This is a genomic window from Listeria sp. ILCC796, assembly GCF_900186175.1.
Lineage (GTDB): Bacteria > Bacillota > Bacilli > Lactobacillales > Listeriaceae > Listeria > Listeria goaensis.
This window is the reverse complement of sequence record NZ_FYBV01000001.1, coordinates 191,248-211,139: the sequence shown is the minus strand read 5'-3', so window position 1 is coordinate 211,139 and position 19,892 is coordinate 191,248. Positions and strand designations below refer to the sequence as shown.

21 protein-coding genes are annotated in these 19,892 nt (G+C 38.8%); 6 read left to right on the top strand and 15 right to left on the bottom strand.

Translation table 11 applies throughout. From position 1 onward, the window contains the following. Positions 1-98: 98 nt before the first annotated feature. From trmFO to CFS04_RS00995, 12 genes are all read right to left on the bottom strand, one after another. Positions 99-1,427 (bottom strand): FADH(2)-oxidizing methylenetetrahydrofolate--tRNA-(uracil(54)-C(5))-methyltransferase TrmFO, encoded by a 1,329-nt coding sequence (gene trmFO, locus CFS04_RS01050; protein ID WP_088808750.1) that lies wholly within the window; start codon positions 1,425-1,427, stop codon positions 99-101. Between the two features lie 75 nt (positions 1,428-1,502). Then, on the bottom strand, positions 1,503-3,581 hold the full coding sequence (gene topA / locus CFS04_RS01045; RefSeq protein WP_088808749.1) for a type I DNA topoisomerase: 2,079 nt from the start codon (positions 3,579-3,581) through the stop codon (positions 1,503-1,505). A 248-nt stretch (positions 3,582-3,829) separates the two neighbouring features. Then, the gene (gene dprA, locus CFS04_RS01040; RefSeq protein ID WP_088808748.1) at positions 3,830-4,672 is read right to left on the bottom strand and encodes a DNA-processing protein DprA; all 843 of its coding nucleotides are present in this window, start codon (positions 4,670-4,672) and stop codon (positions 3,830-3,832) included. A gap of 147 nt (positions 4,673-4,819) precedes the next feature. Next, positions 4,820-5,578: a ribonuclease HII gene (locus CFS04_RS01035; protein ID WP_088808747.1), complete on the bottom strand. Its 759-nt coding sequence runs from the start codon at positions 5,576-5,578 to the stop codon at positions 4,820-4,822. Beyond that, positions 5,575-6,432 carry a ribosome biogenesis GTPase YlqF gene (ylqF, locus tag CFS04_RS01030; RefSeq protein ID WP_088808746.1) on the bottom strand — a complete coding sequence of 286 codons (858 nt, stop codon included), beginning with the start codon at positions 6,430-6,432 and terminating at the stop codon, positions 5,575-5,577. Before ylqF ends, CFS04_RS01035 begins: the two co-directional genes overlap by 4 nt. 13 nt (positions 6,433-6,445) lie before the next feature. Further along, positions 6,446-6,985, bottom strand: a complete 540-nt coding sequence (gene sipZ, locus CFS04_RS01025; RefSeq protein ID WP_088808745.1) for a type I signal peptidase SipZ — start codon at positions 6,983-6,985, stop codon at positions 6,446-6,448. Positions 6,986-7,085: 100 nt separating this feature from the next. Beyond that, on the bottom strand, positions 7,086-7,640 hold the full coding sequence (sipY, locus tag CFS04_RS01020) for a type I signal peptidase SipY (protein WP_088808744.1): 555 nt from the start codon (positions 7,638-7,640) through the stop codon (positions 7,086-7,088). Between the two features lie 106 nt (positions 7,641-7,746). Then, positions 7,747-8,298, bottom strand: a complete 552-nt coding sequence (gene sipX, locus CFS04_RS01015; RefSeq protein WP_088808743.1) for a type I signal peptidase SipX — start codon at positions 8,296-8,298, stop codon at positions 7,747-7,749. Between the two features lie 122 nt (positions 8,299-8,420). After that, positions 8,421-9,680: an ATP-dependent protease ATP-binding subunit ClpX gene (clpX, locus tag CFS04_RS01010; protein WP_088808742.1), complete on the bottom strand. Its 1,260-nt coding sequence runs from the start codon at positions 9,678-9,680 to the stop codon at positions 8,421-8,423. A gap of 164 nt (positions 9,681-9,844) precedes the next feature. Continuing rightward, positions 9,845-11,128 (bottom strand): trigger factor, encoded by a 1,284-nt coding sequence (gene tig, locus CFS04_RS01005; protein WP_088808741.1) that lies wholly within the window; start codon positions 11,126-11,128, stop codon positions 9,845-9,847. Between the two features lie 108 nt (positions 11,129-11,236). Next, positions 11,237-12,169, bottom strand: coding sequence for a hypothetical protein (locus CFS04_RS01000; RefSeq protein WP_088808740.1), 933 nt, complete (start codon positions 12,167-12,169; stop codon positions 11,237-11,239). 221 nt (positions 12,170-12,390) lie between these two features. Beyond that, complete coding sequence (locus CFS04_RS00995) at positions 12,391-12,606, bottom strand: helix-turn-helix transcriptional regulator (protein ID WP_088808739.1); 216 nt, start codon at positions 12,604-12,606, stop codon at positions 12,391-12,393. A gap of 150 nt (positions 12,607-12,756) precedes the next feature. Here CFS04_RS00995 and CFS04_RS00990 point away from each other — a divergent pair, with 150 nt between their 5' ends. The 5 genes from CFS04_RS00990 (at position 12,757) to CFS04_RS00970 (ending at position 17,042) form a co-directional block, all read left to right on the top strand. Beyond that, positions 12,757-13,161: a helix-turn-helix domain-containing protein gene (locus CFS04_RS00990; protein ID WP_088808738.1), complete on the top strand. Its 405-nt coding sequence runs from the start codon at positions 12,757-12,759 to the stop codon at positions 13,159-13,161. 5 nt (positions 13,162-13,166) lie between these two features. Beyond that, positions 13,167-13,565 (top strand): helix-turn-helix domain-containing protein, encoded by a 399-nt coding sequence (locus CFS04_RS00985; RefSeq protein WP_088808737.1) that lies wholly within the window; start codon positions 13,167-13,169, stop codon positions 13,563-13,565. A 110-nt stretch (positions 13,566-13,675) separates the two neighbouring features. After that, on the top strand, positions 13,676-14,869 hold the full coding sequence (locus CFS04_RS00980) for a PrsW family glutamic-type intramembrane protease (RefSeq protein WP_088808736.1): 1,194 nt from the start codon (positions 13,676-13,678) through the stop codon (positions 14,867-14,869). A gap of 114 nt (positions 14,870-14,983) precedes the next feature. Next, positions 14,984-15,805 (top strand): glutamate 5-kinase, encoded by an 822-nt coding sequence (proB, locus tag CFS04_RS00975; RefSeq protein ID WP_088808735.1) that lies wholly within the window; start codon positions 14,984-14,986, stop codon positions 15,803-15,805. Continuing rightward, positions 15,798-17,042, top strand: coding sequence for a glutamate-5-semialdehyde dehydrogenase (locus tag CFS04_RS00970; protein WP_088808734.1), 1,245 nt, complete (start codon positions 15,798-15,800; stop codon positions 17,040-17,042). Before proB ends, CFS04_RS00970 begins: the two co-directional genes overlap by 8 nt. A gap of 11 nt (positions 17,043-17,053) precedes the next feature. On the opposite strand, the gene CFS04_RS00965 is transcribed toward CFS04_RS00970, so the two are convergent. After that, positions 17,054-17,971: an alpha/beta fold hydrolase gene (locus tag CFS04_RS00965; protein ID WP_088808733.1), complete on the bottom strand. Its 918-nt coding sequence runs from the start codon at positions 17,969-17,971 to the stop codon at positions 17,054-17,056. Between the two features lie 162 nt (positions 17,972-18,133). On the opposite strand from CFS04_RS00965, the gene CFS04_RS00960 reads away from it, so the two are divergent. After that, positions 18,134-18,598, top strand: a complete 465-nt coding sequence (locus tag CFS04_RS00960) for a hypothetical protein (protein ID WP_088808732.1) — start codon at positions 18,134-18,136, stop codon at positions 18,596-18,598. Positions 18,599-18,630: 32 nt separating this feature from the next. On the opposite strand, the gene CFS04_RS00955 is transcribed toward CFS04_RS00960, so the two are convergent. Both CFS04_RS00955 and CFS04_RS00950 read right to left on the bottom strand, forming a co-directional pair. After that, on the bottom strand, positions 18,631-19,092 hold the full coding sequence (locus tag CFS04_RS00955) for a threonine/serine exporter family protein (protein WP_088808731.1): 462 nt from the start codon (positions 19,090-19,092) through the stop codon (positions 18,631-18,633). 13 nt (positions 19,093-19,105) lie between these two features. Continuing rightward, on the bottom strand, positions 19,106-19,864 hold the full coding sequence (locus tag CFS04_RS00950) for a threonine/serine exporter family protein (RefSeq protein WP_088808730.1): 759 nt from the start codon (positions 19,862-19,864) through the stop codon (positions 19,106-19,108). Positions 19,865-19,892 lie beyond the last annotated feature (28 nt).

The following is a 19,892-nucleotide window of genomic DNA, read 5'->3' as shown; positions in this document are numbered from 1 at the left end:
TTAAATCGCAAACATTTTCCATTAGATGCGGAACAATTCAAAAAATTAAAGTTGCGTTTTCTGAAAAGAAAGACTAAAACAAAGGCTGAACTTTACGTTCAGCCTAATTTATTATAGTTGTTTTCCAGTACTTCTGCAACCTTTTTTATAGCATTTAATGCTCGATTAGCCAGTTGTTCATTTCGTTCTTGTTTTTCTCTAACTTTTTCTGGCAGTTCAGGAAACAAACCGAAGTTAACATTCATAGGTTGGAAAGTTTTAGTATTCGCATTCGTAATGTAATGCGCAAGACTGCCTATCGCACTTTCAGCTGGGAATTCTACTAACTCATTGCCTAGTACATATTGCGCCGCATTAATTCCTGCCGCTAACCCACTAGCAGCAGATTCCACGTAACCCTCAACCCCTGTCATCTGTCCAGCGAAAAATAGATTTTCACGTGTTTTAAGTTGATAAGTATTTTTCATCGCTTTTGGAGAATTGATAAATGTATTTCGATGCATGACGCCATAACGAACGATTTCTGCATTCTCTAGCCCCGGAATAAGTCCAAAAACGCGTTTCTGTTCGCCCCACTTAAGATGCGTTTGGAAGCCCACCATATTATAAAGCGTTCCTGCTGCATCATCTTGGCGCAATTGTAGAACAGCATATGGTCGTTTACCTGTTTTCGGATTTTCTAACCCAACCGGTTTTAGAGGCCCAAAAAGCATTGTTTTAATCCCACGTTTTGCCATGACTTCAATTGGCATACACCCCTCAAAAAACACTTCTTTTTCAAACTTTTTCAGTTCAGCCGTTTCTGCAGTCACAAGTGCCTCATAAAATGCATGGAACTCTTCTTCTGTCATCGGACAATTTAAGTAAGCAGCCTCACCTTTATCATAGCGCGATTTCAAGTAAACTTTATCCATGTCAATACTGTCTTTTTCAATTATCGGAGCTGCTGCATCATAAAAATACAAATAGTCTTCTCCAGTAAGATTTTGTATCTTTTCCGCTAAAGCTTCACTCGTTAAAGGGCCTGTTGCTATAATTGTTGTCCCTTCAGGAATATCTGTCACTTCTTCAAGATGGACAGTTACAAGAGGGTGGTTTTTCACTTTGTCCGTAATATAACCAGAAAATTCATGACGATCAACCGCAAGTGCTCCCCCCGCTGGAACTGAAGCTCGGTCAGCCGATTCAATAATAATAGAATCCAACATGCGCATTTCTTCTTTAATGACTCCTACAGCATTTGTTAGACCATTAGCGCGAAGTGAATTGGTACACACAAGTTCTGCGAATTTATCAGTATGATGAGCTGGAGTTTGTTTTACTGGTCGCATCTCATACAAATCAACTGCAATTCCTCTTTTCACAAGTTGCCACGCTGCTTCACTTCCAGCAAGCCCTGCTCCAATAACATTTACTCTTTTTTCCAAAACGAAAATTCCCCTTCCATAAGCCTATAAACAGATGGACGAGCCAACCTCACTATTGAAGTTGGCTCTACCCTACTATTTTTGCGTTTCTTCTTTATAATCACAATTTGTACATTGAATTTGAATACCTTTTTTCAGTTTCTTCTCAATTAAAGCTTGCTCTCCGCATTTTGGACACGGACGTTCAACAGGTTTATCCCACGATACATAGTCACATTCAGGGTAACGATCACAGCCGTAAAAAATACGTTTTTTCTTACTCTTACGTTCAATCACGTGCCCTTTTTTACATTTCGGACAAGTAACACCAATTTCTTTTACAATTGGTTTGGTATTACGGCAATCAGGAAAACGACTACAAGCGAGAAACTTACCATATTTGCCCATTTTGTAAACCATAGGAGCTCCGCAAACATCACAGTCAATTCCAGCAGGTTCATCTTTAATCTCAATTTTTTCCATTTCTTTATCGGCGCGTTCAACATTAGGTTCAAAACTCTTATAAAATTCATCAATGACGCGAACCCACTGCTGTTTCCCATGTTCCACTTCATCCAGTTCCGACTCCATGTTCGCCGTAAAACTAACATTCAAAATCTCAGGAAAATACTCTTCAATTAACTCATTTACAATCTCACCGAGTTCGGTTGGCATGAAACGTTTATTCGTAAGCGATACATAGTTTCTACGCTGAATAGTATCTAAGGTAGGCGAATAAGTTGATGGACGCCCAATTCCTATTTCTTCAAGCGTCTTAACAAGTCTTGCCTCTGTATAGCGCGGAGGTGGCTGAGTAAAATGTTGACGCTGTTCAAGCGTTTCGTAATTCACTTTATCGCCTTTTTCCAAATCTGGAAGAATATTTTCTTTTTCTTCTTTATTGTCATCGTTACTTTCAACATAAACTTTCATAAAACCAGCAAATTTGATTTTTGAACCGTTTGCTCTAAACGTAACACCGTTATTGTCTAAATCAACTCGCATTGTATCTAATACAGCCGGTGTCATTTGGCTTGCAACAAATCGTTCCCAAATTAATTTATAAAGTCTGAGTTGATCGCGACTCAAATATTCTTTCATTTCTTGTGGTGTTCGTAAAACACTTGTTGGTCGAATCGCTTCATGAGCATCTTGAGAACCTTTTTGGTTTTTATCATTCCGCTTTTGGCTTCTAGCAAACTCATTTCCATAAGTATTCTTAATAAATGAATTAGCTTCACCCGTTGCCGTATCAGAAATCCTAGTTGAGTCCGTACGCATATATGTTATTAGTCCCACTGTTCCTTGTCTACCAAGTGCAATACCTTCATAAAGTTGTTGCGCAAGCATCATGGTTTTACGAGTTCTAAAATTAAGTTTCCGAGCGGCTTCTTGTTGTAGTGAGGAAGTAGTGAAAGGCGCTGCTGGATTACGAAGACGTTCTTTCTTAGTAACGTCAATAACTTCAAAAGTTTTGCCTTTGATTTGTCCCATAATTTCTTTTACATCAGCAGCATTACTAAGTTTCTTCTTCTTACCATTTACACCATAAAAGTTAGCTTGGAAAGCTTTTTTTCCTTTTTTAAAATTGCCATCAATCGTCCAATACTCTTCTGGTTTAAAGTTATTAATTTCCTTTTCTCTATCAATGATAAGACGGAGTGCCACTGATTGAACACGTCCAGCACTCAAACCTTTCTTCACTTTCTTCCATAAAATTGGACTAATATTATAGCCAACTAAACGATCTAAAATACGTCTTGCTTGTTGTGCATCTACTAAGTCCATATCAATTTTTCGTGGATTTTTAAAAGACTCCTTAACTGCATCTTTTGTAATTTCATTAAAAACCACTCGTAAATCGTCAGTCTGATCAAGTTCAAGGCTATTCGCTAAGTGCCATGCAATTGCTTCCCCTTCGCGATCTGGATCGGCCGCGAGATAAACTTTTTTTGCCTTCTTAGCTGCTTGTTTTAATTCTTTTAAAACGGGACCTTTCCCGCGAATTGTAATATAACGTGGTTCAAAATCATGGTCTACATCAACACCCATCTGACTTTTTGGTAAGTCGCGTACGTGTCCCATAGATGCTTTTACTTGGAATTTTTTACCTAAATACTTTTCTATTGTCTTTGCTTTTGCTGGTGATTCTACGATAACTAAATAATCCGCCATTGGCTTTTCCTCCCTGATTTGGGTCAAATGAGCGGGCTAAATAATACTTTCTTATTTTCTGCCTCGCTAATCGTTTGCTTTCTTCTAAATTGATATACAATTCAGTAGTCAATAATAGCTCTTTCAAAAACTTTTGTCAATCCATCTTTTGAAATCATGCTATTTTTCAACCATTCTTAAGCAAACTTATATCAAAAAAACAGGAATTGCAAGCCAAATCACTTCATTTAGTTATAATTTTTCCATATTTAGTTAATTTCTTCTATTATATGCATGGACTGTGATACAAGTTTCGCACCTTCTGAAATTAAGCCATTCGTTCCTCCAGAACCTGTTGCAAAAATATTTCCTGGAACCACAAAAATTTCTCTATTCTGCTCGAGCGCATAGCTTGCCGTCACAAGCGAACCACTTTTTTCTTCCGCTTCTGTTATAAGAACTCCCTTCGTTAACCCACTCATAATTCTACTGCGTTCTTCAAAAAAATTTTTTCTTGCTTGTTGATTTGGCAAATATTCGCTGACTAAAACATTCCCCAGAGCTTTGATTCTTTCAAATAGTTCCTGATTGTTTAGTGGATACGGTACGTTGAAGCCAGAAGGTAATACGCAAATTAAATTGCCATCCACCTTTAAAACGCTCCTCGCAGCAGTTTCTTCAACACCATGGAGGATCCCCGTTACAACTACCATATTTTGTTTGCAAAGTCCTTTCGTTAAAAATTTAGTAACAGCTCTCCCGTAGTGTCTCATTTTATGCGTCCCGATAACCGAAATAGATGGTTCAGAGAGTAATGACACCTCTCCGTAAATTAAGAGAATTGGCGGTGCATTTTGAATTTCCCGTAGTTGAGTTGGATAGTCATCATCAAAATAAAATAGAAATTGACCTCCTGACTCTTCAAACGCAGAAAGTTCTGTTGTCACATCTGCTACCTCTAGCTCCTCTTCTCCATCTAAAAATAATGTATGAAATTCCCGCTCTTCATATTGGAAACAATCTTTATCTAAACAGTATTGCCAAATTCTTGCTCGAAGAGTAGCAGGTAAATATAGCAACTCCTGCCAAGTATTTTTTTCAAGTAAATCCATATCGTAACCTCCTTTTTCTCTATTTTACGCAGAAGCCATGATTTAGCAAATCGCGAAAATAGCATTTTTAAAACGCAAAAAAAGAGTAGTTCTACATAGAAATACTCTTTTCAAAATCTATTTAACTAGTTTCAAACTGCTTTTAACTTAAAGATACAATTTTACTGGTGCAAATGTCTTTCGATGAATCGGACAAGGTCCAATACTTGCTAAACCTTCTAAATGCTTTTTCGTTCCGTATCCCATATTATGAGCAAAATCATAGCCCGGATATCTCTCGTCATACTCCCTCATTAAACGGTCACGCGTAACTTTAGCTAAAATTGAAGCAGCCGCAATCGAAATACTCTTGCTGTCACCTTTAATAATTGATAATTCATCAGGCGAACGTTTTAGCGGCATCGCATCAATTAATGTAAGATCAGGCGCTGGAGCTAAACCATCTAATGCCTCATTCATCGCTATTTTAGTCGCCTCATAAATATTGACTTCATCGATAATCGAATGCGGCACGATTCCAACATGATAGGCAATAGCATTTTCTTTAATTTCATCAAAAAAAGCTTCTCGTTTTGCTTCATTAAGTTGCTTAGAATCATTAATTCCAAGCACATTAAAATCGTCTGGCAAAATGACAGCCGCCGCAACAACAGGCCCCGCAAGTGGACCACGACCAACTTCATCAACGCCCGCAACATAGCGAAAACCTTTTTGATATGCTTCATTTTCAAAAATTTGCATCTCACGCATTTTTTCCTGAAGAAGATATGCTTTTTCCATCCGTTTACGTGCATTCTCAACAAGCTTTTGAACCCCTTTTCGCTCATCTTGAATAAAAGGGGAGAGTTCCTTTTCTGTATTAATTCCGCTTATAATCTGTTTTATCTCGCTTATCGAATAGCTCAATTTGTGTCACCTAATTCTGGTAAATCAAAAGAGATTTTACCGGCTTTTTGTTGCCTAATTTCCCGTACTAGCCACTCTGCCGCGCGTCCATAATCTGGATCGCGATATTTATCGAAGTAGCCGTGCTTGCTAGCAATTTGGGCTAATATTTCTGTATCATCCGAAGCATTTACAAAATCCAGCCATTCCTTTAATCTCACAGGGTAATGAGCTTCTAAAAAGTGAATGCCATATAAAGCGATTTCTTCCATGTTTAAAATGTCATCTTTAATCGCACCTGTCAGCGCTAATTTAAATCCTACTTCTTGGTCTTCAAATTTTGGCCAAAGAATGCCTGGCGTATCAAGCAGTTCAAGCGTTTTGCCCACTTTTATCCATTGTTGTGCTTTCGTAACGCCCGGTTTATTACCCGTCTTAGCAATATTTTTTTTTGCTAGGCGATTTATAAGCGTGGATTTACCTACATTGGGGATTCCTAAAATCATGGCACGAATAGCTCTCGGTCGCATTCCTCGCTCCTTTTGACGTGCGAATTTTTCCGCCATAAGCTCTTCGGCTGCGCGTTCGATTGCATGAAGATTTTTTCCTTGCTGTGCATTGACCGGAACTGCTTTTAAACCTTTTTCTTTAAAGTAGGCCACCCATTCCTTCGTTACTTTTTCATCTGCTGCGTCCGCTTTATTTAAGATAATGACGCGTTTTTTCTGGTGGATTATTTCTTCAAGCATTGGATTCGATGAGGATAGAGGAATTCTGGCATCCACAAGCTCGAAAATCACATCTACTAATTTTAATTTCTCGGTCACTTCTCTACGTGCTTTCGCCATATGACCGGGGAACCACTGAATTGTCATGAACGTTCTTCTCCTACTCAATAAATTTTGCATCCGCAAGCGGCCAGTAACAAATTGGCGCTGTACCAACTATCTTCGTTTCTGAAACGGGTCCGATGATTCTGCTATCTCGGCTCGCTCTTCTATTATCGCCCAACACAAAATAAGTGTTTTTTGGCACCTTGCCATCTGGAAGCATCTCTTTTGTGCTATAGTCTTCCGTCAAATAACCGTCTTTCATTTTCTTTTTATACTCATCTAAATAGGGTTCATCATATTTTTTCCCATTAATGTAGAGCGTATCTTCTTTATACTCGATAACATCGCCTGGAAGCCCAATAACACGTTTAATGTAATCAGTTCCATCTTCGCGGAAAACAACCACATCAAATCGGTCTATAGAGCCATAACGATTGATGATAACGCGATTACCATCTGTTAATGTCGGCATCATCGAAACGCCATCTACAATAATTGGAACAAATAAATAAAAGCGAATAAATAAAGCGAGTATAATCGCTACCACTGCCGCCCAAATCCACGCCCACAATCTTTTAAGATTCTTTTCCTTCAACTTTATTGCACCGCCTACTATTTAACTTCCATACTTCCATTATATACGAAAAAAATACACCTGAATAGGAAAACCCGCGAGATAATCTCGCGGATCTACTTTATTTTTTCGAAAATTGAAGGACAACGCCATCAATCGATGAGTCATCAATAAAGCCAAACATACGGCCGTCCATACTTCCTTCACGGTTATCACCTAAAACAAATAACTTACCTTTTGGTACAACACTTTTACCAGTTACATCTTCTAAAGTGAAGTTTCCGTCCCCATCGCCCGGTTCACGATATGTTTTCATACCATCTGCGAGATAAGATTCCGGATGTTTTTTTCCATTTAAATAAAGCTCACCATTTTTAAACTCAATTTTGTCACCAGGAATACCAATGACACGTTTAATGAAGTATTTTCCTTCATCACCAGTCGAAACTGGTGCATCAAACACAACAATATCATAGCGATTAGGTCCAGTTATTTTTTCAATAAAAACACGATCTCCATTTTCATATGTTGGATACATGGATAATCCATCTACTTTTACTGGAGCAAAAACAAAAGTTCTAACAAGGAGTGCAATCAGTAATGCAGTAGCAATAACAAGAACCCAACTAAGAATCTGTTGTTTTTTTGATTTCTTTTTCACTTCATTTTCTTCCATTTTCGACTTCCTCTCATGCACGTACATAATAAATATCGTGCCCTCTAGAATGGATAACACGACCTATTATCCCATTTATTTTTTTTGATGTAAAGTTATAGAAAACCTATCTTTGTAAAGTGTTTCCAAATGAGATTACTTTACCTAGAACATCAGCTTCTTTAATAAAGCCAATATAGCGACTATCCTTACTTATTCGGCGATTATCACCTAACACGAATAGTTCTCCCTTTGGAACTTTATTCACACCACCACAAGCAGGCAGTTCATTTAGTTTAAAATCCTCAGTTAGATAGCCGCTTGTAATACTTTCTTTTTCGCTATCTAAGTACGGTTCATCATATTTTTTTCCATTAATATAAAGCTGGTCTGAACGATATTCCACCGTGTCGCCTGGTAACCCTATGACACGTTTAATATATTCAGCTCCTTCTTCATCAGGTGCAGGGAAAACGATAATATCAAATCGATCAGGATTGGCCATTTTGTTAATGAATAAATGTTCCCCGTCATGCAAAGTAGGATCCATTGAGTCCCCATAAACAGTAACTGGTGAGATGAGGAAATAGCGTATTCCAAACGCAATAATAAGTGCCAATAAAATGACTTTTAGCCATCCAAAAATGGCTGATTTTGGCTCTTTCTTCTTCGTTTCCATAAAATCCCTCATTTCATCCATTTCATTTTCTTGATTATAGCATGAAAAAGTTTGAAAGATATAACAAAATGCCCCCTTAACATACTAAAAAGCCAGTATCCCATAAGAATACCGGCTTTTATTTAGGCAGATGTTTTAATTGGAATCACAGAACCGTCTTCCAATTGCAGTTTAGGCTCTTCATCGCCAGTCACAGCATCTTTTGTAATGATACATTTCGCAATATCATCTCGCGAAGGAATTTCAAACATAACATCAAGCATAATACTCTCAATAATCGAGCGAAGCCCTCTGGCACCTGTCTTTCTATGAATCGCTTCTTTAGCAATTTCATGTAGCGCCTCTTCTTCAAATTCTAACTCGACGTCATCAAGTTCCAACATTTTTTGATATTGCTTCACAAGAGCATTTTTCGGTTTGGTTAAAATGGAGATGAGTGCTTCCTCGTCTAGTTGCTCAAGAGTAGCAATAACAGGAAGACGCCCAATGAATTCCGGAATTAAACCAAACTTCAGCAAATCTTCAGGTACAACTTTTGACAAATAGGTTTCCTCTTCTTTTAGAACTTCATTTTCCGTTCCGAAGCCGATAACTTTTTCACCCATCCGATTTTTTACAATTTGTTCAATACCGTCAAACGCACCGCCAACAATGAATAATACGTTGCTTGTATCAATTTGAATGAATTCCTGATGCGGATGTTTACGTCCCCCTTGAGGTGGAACGCTAGCAACTGTACCTTCCAAGATTTTCAGTAGTGCTTGTTGAACACCTTCACCAGAAACATCTCGAGTAATCGATGGGTTTTCTGATTTCCGTGCCACTTTATCAATTTCATCAATATAGATAATGCCTTTTTCTGCCTTCTCAACATCATAATCAGCAGCTTGAATAAGTTTTAGCAAGATATTTTCAACATCTTCCCCTACATAGCCAGCTTCTGTTAATGAAGTTGCATCAGCAATCGCAAAAGGTACATTTAAAATACGCGCAAGCGTTTGAGCAAGTAGCGTTTTACCACTACCAGTTGGACCGATTAAGCAAATATTACTTTTCGAAAGCTCTACTTCGTCTTCGGAAGACTCATTAGAGTTTACTCGTTTATAATGATTGTAGACAGCAACAGATAGTGCTTTTTTCGCACGTTCTTGTCCAATTACATAATCACTTAAAATGTGTCGGATTTCTTGTGGTTTTGGAACATCTCCAAAATCAACAAATTCCGAAACATTTAATTCTTCTTCAATGATTTCATTGCAAAGCTCAATACATTCATCGCAAATATAAACGCCAGGTCCAGCAACAAGTTTTCGAACTTGATCCTGTGATTTTCCACAAAAGGAGCATTTCAATTGGCCTTTTTCATCATTAAATTTGAACAAATCTTCTTCACCCCTTCGTTCCTATTCAGTCGAAATCTTTTCGACCTTATGATTTTATCATAGCACTATAAAAAAAGAAATTCTAGTTATCCATTCTCTATAAATAAAGGACACGAGAAGATTCTCATGCCCTTTTGTACGTTTTGCTTCAAATTACTGTTTGCTTATTTTTCAACAGCACTTTCCACTAAAACATCAATGGCTTTACGGATTTTAAGATCAGATTTAAGTTCGCTCAAATCTCCAAGTGCTGCACGAACAGCGTCTTTTTCCATTCCGTATTTCTCTGCAAGAGTTGCTACTTCTGCATCAACAGCATCTTCAGTAGGCTCAATGTTTTCTGCTTCCGCAATTGCTTCTAAAACGAGATTCATTTTCACACGTTTTTCAGCATCTGTTTCCATTTGTGCATGCATCGCTTCTTCTGTTTGACCAGTGAATTGGTAGTACAATTCAGGAGTAAGCCCTTGCGCTTGCAAGTCTTGCGCAAAATGGTTCATTAAGTGATCTGCTTCATGATGAACCATAGCATGCGGAATGTCTACTTCCGCATTTTCAACTGCTTTTGCAATCACTTCATCTTGTTTTCCTTGAACAGCTGCATCTTCTTTTGCTTCTTTTAGACGTTTTGTAACTTTTTCTGTTAATTCAGCTACTGTTTCTACTTCTGAATCAATATCTTTTGCTAACTCATCGTCAAGTTCAGGCACTTCTTTTGTTTTCACTTCGTGTACTTTCACTTTAAACACAACAGGTTGTCCAGCTAAGTTTTCAGCATGATATTCTTCTGGGAAAGTCACGCTTAATTCTTTTTCATCGCCAGCTTTTGCGCCAACCAATTGCTCTTCAAACCCTGGAATGAATTGACCAGAACCTAATTCTAGTGAATAGTTGTCCGCTTGACCACCTTCAAAAGGTTCTTCATTGTGGAAGCCTTCAAAATCGATGACAACCGTATCACCATTTGCTGCTGGCTCTTCTTCTTTTACAACTAAATCAGCTTGACGTTCTGTTAAAGTCTTCAATTCTTCCGCAACTTCTTCGTCCGTCAATTCGGAATCGCGTTTTTCAACTTCTAAGCCTTTGTAATCCCCAAGTTTAACTTCTGGTTTTACAGTAACTTCAGCTGATAATTTCCAGTTTTCGCCTTTTTCCATCGATTCGATGTTCACTTGTGGTGTGTCAACAGGATCGATTCCAGCTTCTTCAACAGCTTTTGTATAAACTTCTGGAAGGAGAATATCAAGTGCATCTTGATAAAGCGCTTCTTCTCCAAAACGTTGGTTAAAGATTTGACGTGAAACTTTACCTTTACGGAATCCAGGTACGTTTAGCGTCTTGCGAACTTTTTGGAAAGCTCTATCTAAACCTGATTTAATTTGTTCTTGATCAATTTCAAAAGAAAGCGTACCTATGTTACCTTCTTTTTTTTCCCATTTTACTGACATGGTCATATTCCCTCCATCATCTATTTAGTTCGATTAAAAATTCATTTCATGACAAGATTCAGCCATACTCACTCATAATAACATAAAAACATGCGATTTGAAAACAAATTAAAACAAATAATTTTGTCCGCTCTCTTCTAATTTTCGGATAAAATTCAACCCTTTTTCCACTTCCGCAGATAAATCACTCGACAACGTCACTTTTTCCTCGCCGTAAAGCTCATTTGCCCAAAGAATATAACATTCCACCCATAAAGATACATTTTTAGGTTTAAAAGAAAATGGATAGAGCATGAAATAATGATGTTGCACCATCTGAAAAATTTGCATAAATAAAACTGGATTATCGTTTTCCAAAACAAATGAAAGCTCCGCCTCCATATCATCCAAAAAAGAATCTGTTTCAAGTGACTGAGGATTGAAAACAGCCTCCTCGCCTAGTTTACAAACCAAAACGGTGTCATCAATTTGGCATTCATGTAAAAGTTCAAAAATGACTGATTGTACGAAAGGAGACGCTTTTTTATCTGCTAAAATAGCAATGAAGTCCCCCTTATACAAGTCAATATCAAACTTATTAAGCTCACTTAAAAAAACAAGTTGTTCTTGGCTATCTAAAGAAAGAAAATTAGCTTGCGGCTTCCTAGTAACTAGCTTTTTAGGGAACGGTATGATGTTATCCACGATTTGCTCTTCTTGCTGAATTTGATTTTCTTCCTCTGTATATTGCCGAACGAGCATAAAATATTGATCCATTTCATCCAAATTTTGATATGTACTTGCCAGCTCGCTTAAAATCTCTTTGTTGTACCCCACCATCATTAAAAATTCTTGCCCAATTGCTTTTGCTGCTTTATATTCCGCACCTTGGTTTAAAAGGCGAATGAAAGCATGCGTGATTTTAAAATCAGCCGGATTCAATGCATGTTGTGTTTCAAGATAATGAAATGCTTCGCTTCGTTCTTCGAGTGATAACTCATAATTTCGCTCCTGCATCATTTTAAGGATACTCGTTGGAAGCGAATCATTGTTTTTCTTCATCCTTACAACTCCTGTTCCGTCAATAGATTGGTTCATTCTATGTGATTTTAAGCGCATTGTCAACCATATAAAAAACGCCTCTTTTAAATAGTAGAGACGTTTACTTTTCCAGACTGATGACAAACAGCCATTTTGGTTTTAAAATCAGCAGCCTTATTGCGTATAAATTATTTAGTTTAGCGTAAATTTATTCTTTTTCTAACGAACTGATTTCGTAATTTTTAATCACAGAAATCGGTTAAGTCACAGTTTAAAATTTCGCTTAGAATTAGCGCATTTTGATAAGATAATCTTACCAAACCTTTTTCAACATTGGAATAGCCACTTGTATATTTATAGCCCATCTCCCGCGATATAAACGCTTGTGTAATACCTCTACCAAGGCGAATCTCTCTAATTTTATTCACATTGATATTTTTGGTGTTCAACTGTTCCATCTTAGCAAGTCTCCTTTCACACAATATGAGTTTATAAAAACATTCTAACAACTCCTAAAGTGTATGTCAATTTATTTGCAATTCGATTCGGGTTGTTTTATACTTTATTTGTGTATAATATTGTATAATATGTGTAAAGGAGATGAAAATATGACAAAATTAAGCCGACAGTTAACAAACTTACGGGAAAAACGTGGTTGGACAAAAAGAGAGACTGCAAAACGTCTTGGCTTAAATGCCCCTTCTACATACGGGAATTGGGAATACGGGATACGGGAACCTGATTTATCAACGGTGGCTGAGATTGCAACACTTTATGATGTCACGGTAGATTATTTGATTGGTGAAGATGATGTATCTGAAAGCAAAAAGCAAAGCCCAAATAAAAATATTAAACTGGAGCTTGAGCACATTTCAGAGCAATTGCTAGATGCGAATGAGTTGGCTTTTGGAGATGAACCGCTAAAACCTCATATCGCTGAATTTCTTAGGAAAAATATTCAATTTATTTTGGATAACGCTGAATTAATAAATCGAATCACCGATGAGGAGTGATGAACATGGCGAATTTAAGCGAAAGGCTTAAATTTTTACGCGAAAAAAAAGGTTGGTCAAAAGTTGAAACGGCAAAGCGAATTGGTTTAAAGGCCCCTTCCACTTACGGAAACTGGGAATATGGTCTGCGCCAGCCTGATTTAGAAATGATTGCCAAAATTGCAAAACTATACGGGGTTAGTGTGGATTACTTGCTTGGCGAAAATGATCTCCCTTCTTATGAAAAGCTACATACAAAAACTTCACCAGATATTACTATTTATGTTGAAGCAGTTTGCGAAAAGATGGAATTTGAAGATGATTTATTTTTAGGAAAAAAAGAACTTTCCGAATCGGCTAAAGATTATTTGGTTGAAAGTTTACAATTTGCTCTTAAACAAGCAGAAAAATTAAATAAAATTTAAAAGTTCGCCAAATAAAAAACACTTTCAGCTGAAGGTGTTTTTTATTTTTGGTTTAATCTTTAAAGATTGGTGGAATGTACTTTATGACTAACAAACGAGGGGGAGAATTTATGGAACGCTGGTATGTAAATAAAGATGGGCAGAAAAAAGGGCCCTATACTGAAGCCGAACTGGAAACACTGTTCCGAAAAAAGCAAATAAATGAGTTGACTGAAGTTCAGAAAGAGGGAGGAAGCGACTGGCAGCCTTTACAGGAGTCTTCTCTTAAATCTCATTTAACGCAGCATAAACACGGGGTTTTAAGTAGTATCGACCATTTGACAGGTGAAGAGGAGCATGCGAATCTGAAGGTTGGCGATTTGTTTCGAGATGTTTTTAAAAAGCATAAGAAAGGTGAAGCCAACAAAATTTTTATTGTAGGAACCGAAAGTACAACGCCTTCTGAAAATATGATTTCGGCTTCTTGGCCGAGACCTTGGGTGTATTCTCGTGTATTTATTATTCTTGCTATCACTTATGGATTGCTTCTTGCATGTACATATATTTTTGGTAATGCTAACACGATTCCTGGGTTAATGGTAATTGGTTCGTTCACGGTACCGTTTTCGGCACTTGTTTTCTTCTTTGAAACAAATGCGCCGCGAAATATTAGTATTTTTGATGTTGTGAAGATGTTTTTCATCGGGGGTGTTGCGGCACTTGTTGCGACTTTAATTTTATATAGTATTATTCCGGTTGGAAAACTAAATTATTTTAATGCTTTACTTGTTGGGATTATTGAAGAAACTGGGAAAATGGTTATCGTTGCCCTCTTCATTAAATCACTTCGTTCTAAATATGTATTAAATGGTCTTTTAATTGGTGCGGCTGTTGGGGCTGGATTTGCAGCATTTGAATCGCTAGGGTATGCGTTCAATTATAGCCTTGAAGCATTTGCTTTAACCAAAAACGTTACTTTCGCAAGTGACACGATGCTTGAAATTATTTTCTCGCGTGGTTGGCAGTCGATTGGTGGGCACGTGGCTTGGGCTGCGATTACTGGTGCGGCTGTTGTTCTCGCTAAAAAAGGAAGCGAAAACTTGGAAATGCAGCACTTGTTTACTGGTCAGTTTTGGAAACTGTTCATTATTCCAATTGTCCTCCACTTCTTGTGGGATTGCCCGCTCAACCCGCTACCGCAAATCGCATTTAAACAAATTGTGCTGATTATCGTAGCTTGGATTGTTATCTTAACACTAATGAGTACGGGACTAAGACAAGTTTCTCGGCTCGGAAAAGCAGCAAAGACGACACGTTCTGCTTAATAAGTAAAAGCTAGCCTTTAAATTGGAGGCTAGCTTTTTTTTGCGAAAAATAGCTGGTAAAAACTTCATTTTATAGTAAAATAGAAGTATTCTATTTCAGAAGGGGTAAGAAAAATGCGCGAATCTTTAAAACAGTGTAAACGAATTGTAGTGAAAGTTGGAACGAGTACACTTATGTACGAAAACGGCAATATTAATTTGCGAACAATTGAAAAACTGGCTCGCGTTTTGTCTGAGCTTCGTAATGAAGGCAAAGAGGTTGTCCTTGTGTCTTCTGGTGCGATTGGTGTCGGCTGCCGGAAGTTGCAACTTTTAGAGCGTCCGAAAACGATTCCTGAGCAACAAGCAATCGCGGCTGTTGGGCAAAGCGAATTGATGCACATTTATAGCAAGCTTTTCGGCGAGTATGGCTATACTGTTGGACAAGTTTTACTAACGCGCGATGTGACAGATTACCCGATTAGTCGAGAAAATGTCATCAACACTTTTGAGATGCTCATTTCTCAAGGAACGATTCCCATTGTAAATGAAAATGATACGGTCGCGGTTGAAGAAATCGAACATATTACGAAATTCGGTGATAATGACCGCTTATCAGCTGTTGTTGCTGAACTTATTCAAGCAGAACTGCTGATTATGCTTTCTGATATTGATGGCTTTTATAATACAAATCCACTTACAAATCCTAATGCAATGATGTTTCACGAAGTTCATGAAATCACGGCTGATATAGTTAAGTTAGCTGGCGGAAAAGGCTCTGAATTTGGCACTGGTGGCATGCTCACAAAACTCACTGCGGCTGCCCTCTGCTTGCAAAATAATCAAAAAATGGTGCTTACAAACGGGAATAACCCGGAAGTCATTTATTCGATTATTTCTGGTGAACAAGTTGGAACACTTTTCGCACATAAAAAGGAGGATATCTTAAATGGGTGAATTAGAAGTGAAAGGAAAACTTGCAAAAGAAGCAAGTCGCTTTTTAGCTTTGGCTAGCACGAAACAAAAAAATGCGGCGCTTGCTGAAATGAAAAACGGACTAATCGCGCATTACGAAACCATTCTTTCTGCCAACGAAAAAGACCTTGCAAACGCCAAACAAAATGGGATAGCGGACACGATGCTTGATCGTTTACGCCTCACAGAAGAGCGGATTCACGATATGGCAAACGGCATCATGCAGGTCGCCGAGTTACCGGACCCAATCGGTCAAGTTGACAATATGTTTCAAAATGAGGCAGGTCTTACTATTGGGAAAAAGCGAGTTCCCCTTGGCGTCATTGGGATTATTTATGAATCAAGACCAAATGTAACGGCGGATGCTGCTGCCCTTTGCTTTAAAACAGGTAATGCTGTCATTTTGCGCGGCGGAAGCGAGGCCATTCATTCGAATACTGCGCTCGTCGCCGTCTTGCAGCAAGCGATAGAGCTTGCGGGCTTTCCGAAAACGTCGATTCAACTTGTGGAAGATACGTCACGGGAAACAGCTCGCGATTTAATGCGCCTGAATGCGTATTTAGATGTGCTCATTCCGCGTGGTGGTGCGCGGCTTATTCAAACCGTGCTTGACACGGCCACTGTTCCGGTTATTGAAACGGGAACGGGAAATTGTCACGTCTACATCGATCAAGATGCCGATTTTGAAATGGCTACACGGATTTTAGTGAACGCTAAAACGTCGCGCCCTCCCGTTTGTAACGCCTGTGAAACGCTGCTCATTCATGAGACGGTCGCAAGCGAGTTACTTCCAGTTATCGAAAAAGCGCTTGCGCCGTTCCACGTTGAACTTCGAGCAGACGACAAAGCGCGCTCCTTTTTAACAAACAGTGTCCCTGCAACTGAAGAAGATTTCGCAACTGAATTTTTGGATTTCATTTTAGCGATCAAAGTGGTTGCGAGTGAAGACGAAGCCATCGCACATATCAACCGCTACGGTACAGGGCATTCAGAAGCAATTGTGACAAACAACTACTTCACTGGATTAAAATTCCAAAATGAAGTGGACGCAGCTGCCGTCTATATTAATGCGTCAACGCGCTTCACTGATGGCTTTGAATTTGGCTTCGGCGCTGAAATTGGCATTAGCACACAAAAATTACACGCCAGAGGACCAATGGGCTTACACGAACTTACATCTACCAAATACATCATTTTCGGCGAAGGCCAAATTAGATAAAAAGGAAGACCTCAACTTGAGGTCTTCCTTTTTATCCAGCGAATAATATCAGCAAACACAGTTTCCTTGCATGTTTCGTTAATCAATTCGTGGCGGGCGCCTTCATATAGCTTGTATGTCACATCAGACACGCCGTTTTCAGCCAAAGTGACGGCGAGTTTTGGAATGTCTTTGCCGTAGTGACCAACTGGGTCGGCTGTTCCCGATAAAAACAGCAGCGGCAAGTCTTCTGGAACGCGCTCAAAAGTCGTTTCTGCCTGCGACTCGGCAATCACGGTGAAAAGTGTGTGGAAGAAACCAGATGTTCCAACGATTGGCCCGCCGAACGGATCCTTTTCATAGGCAGCTTGTATGTGGCGGTCGCGCGTTAGCCAACTGAAATTCGACGGCTCGTGGTATGTACGGTTGTATCCCCAAAATGCCAATTTATTTAAAATCTCGCTGCGCCTAGCAGCATTCTTTTTAATTCGCTTGCTCGAAATCCATTTGGCTGCGGTTAAAAGTAGCGGCGGCTGCATACCACTACCGCAAAGAATGACGCCATCAGCCTTGAATTCCGCCATAAACAGCCGAATAATAAAGCTCCCCATGCTGTGCGCAAAAACGAAATAAGGCAAATTCGGATAGTTATCCTGCGCATAAAGTTGCACAGCCCGCTCATCTAACACCATTTTCCGCACGCTATCGCTCGGTTCGATATGCCCAAGTTCACTTTTGTTTAAAGCTGTTTTGCCGAATCCCCTATGATCATCGGCCAAAGCGATATACCCCGCTTTGTTCAAAGTTTCCGCAAATAAATTGTACCTAGCTCCGTGTTCAGACATCCCGTGCACAATTTGTACGATACCAATCGGATTTTCCACCTCATCCCACACGTATAGATGCAAAGCCGAATTGTCATGCGTTTTCAGTTTCATTTCTTTATACATACCGCCACCTCCGCTTTCATTATAACATGTATCTTTTTGACTTTTTCTAGGTCTTTCGCATAGAAAGTAAAAAAATAAACAGTGCTTTAGGCGGATTTCTAAAAAAATGATTGTTCAAAATTTCACATTGTGGTATTCTAGCACTATAAGGAGATGATTCACATGTGCCAAAGTCTAGCACACATGCAAATGTACGATTATTTACTCAAAAAATATTGCAACAAGGAAATCTTTTCAGAAACCAAAATGGTTGTCGAAATAGAGGGTAAACTTTGGGTTGGCGATTTTATTCACCTTGAAGACTGCCATATCATTGAAATCGATTGGGACGATCAAAGATACACACGTGTTGAAAAAACTCGCGCCGCAATTAATGGTGAGTTTGACGAAAAAATTCAAAACTCAAACGTTAATGTGAGCGAAAACCGCATTGATTCAAAAATTGGTAAACTAAAAAATATTGAAATTTTATACGCAGAAATTAAAGCCTTTGTAGATACTATCGACAGCACAGAAACTACACTACAACCGTTCTTCTACAATGCCTTCTGCTTAGATACACGCGTCAAACTTCCTTTCCTTGATGTAACTGGGAAAGAAATTCGCTTCGTTGCCCTAACAAAATAGTCCAAACGGACAAAAAATCAGACTGTTTATCATCAGTCTGATTTTTTGGTAGTTTTATTGATGACTGGTTTCAAAATAAGAAAGAACAAAATATTTCCAATCGTAATCCCACATGCAAGCGCCACCGCTGAACTGATAACGTCGAAAAATGTAGCGGCGGCGGATGCCGTTTCCCCCGTAAACAGCTCTTTAAAAACTTCGTAAAACGTGATTCCCGGCACGACCGGCACAAGGCCCGGAATGAAGTAAACTGTCGACGGATACTTCCGAATGTAGCTATATGCAAAGCTTAATGTGCTCAAAATAAGCGAACAAAAGAAGCTTGTGATAAAAACGCCAAATCCATTTGCGCTAAGTAAAAAATAGCCGAGCCACCCCGCTCCACCAACGATGCCCCCAGCGATAATCGTCTGTTTCGGAATACGGCATAAAAAGCCGAATGAACACGATGCGATAAAACTAAAAACAAACTGATAGATGATTGTAAACGCCATTTTAATGCCCCTTTCACGATACGATTAAAATTACAAGTGCCACACCACAGCCAAGTGCAGCCGCAACAAACAAACTTTCAAATAACCGAATGATGCCCGAAATATAATGGCGCGCCATCAAATCGCGAATGGCATTCGTAATTCCAATTCCCGGTACAAGCGGCACAACCGTCCCAATCATCGTCAAATTAATATTCGTGCCAATAACATGATGAATCATATAGCCGACTAATCCGCCGATAAAAGTCGAAACAAACTCAAAAATAAATGGATAGTCCGCCAAATTCGTTAGCTTTTGAAAAATAAAATAGGCAAGCATGCCCGAAATGATGCTGCTTGGTAAGTCTGTCCAATTGCCGCCAAAAATAAGAACAATTGAACCACTTAAAAGCCCCGTAAAAAGGAGCTGTTTCCACATGGCATCATTGGAGTAATCTAAATCGAGCTGTCTTAATTGCTCGTACATTTCCGAAAGCGAAATTTGATTGTTCGCATAGTCGCGGGAAATTTGATTGACCGAAACGACCTTTTCTAAATTGTAACCGCGCGTATCAATTCGCAAGAAACTACTTTCAAGTAAATTGGTTTTCACAAAAACGCCCGAAAGCGTAACATATGTATAATAGCTTTTAGCAGCCACTTCTCCCATACTTTTCCTAATAATCCGCTCCATCGTATCTTCCACGCGAGAAGTTTCTGCTCCGTTTTCAAGCAAAATTTTCCCTGTCAAAAGAGCCGTTTGAATAATAAATTGGTTTTCACCATTTTCCATCTCCACCCCACCTTTTTCACTCCTTCTC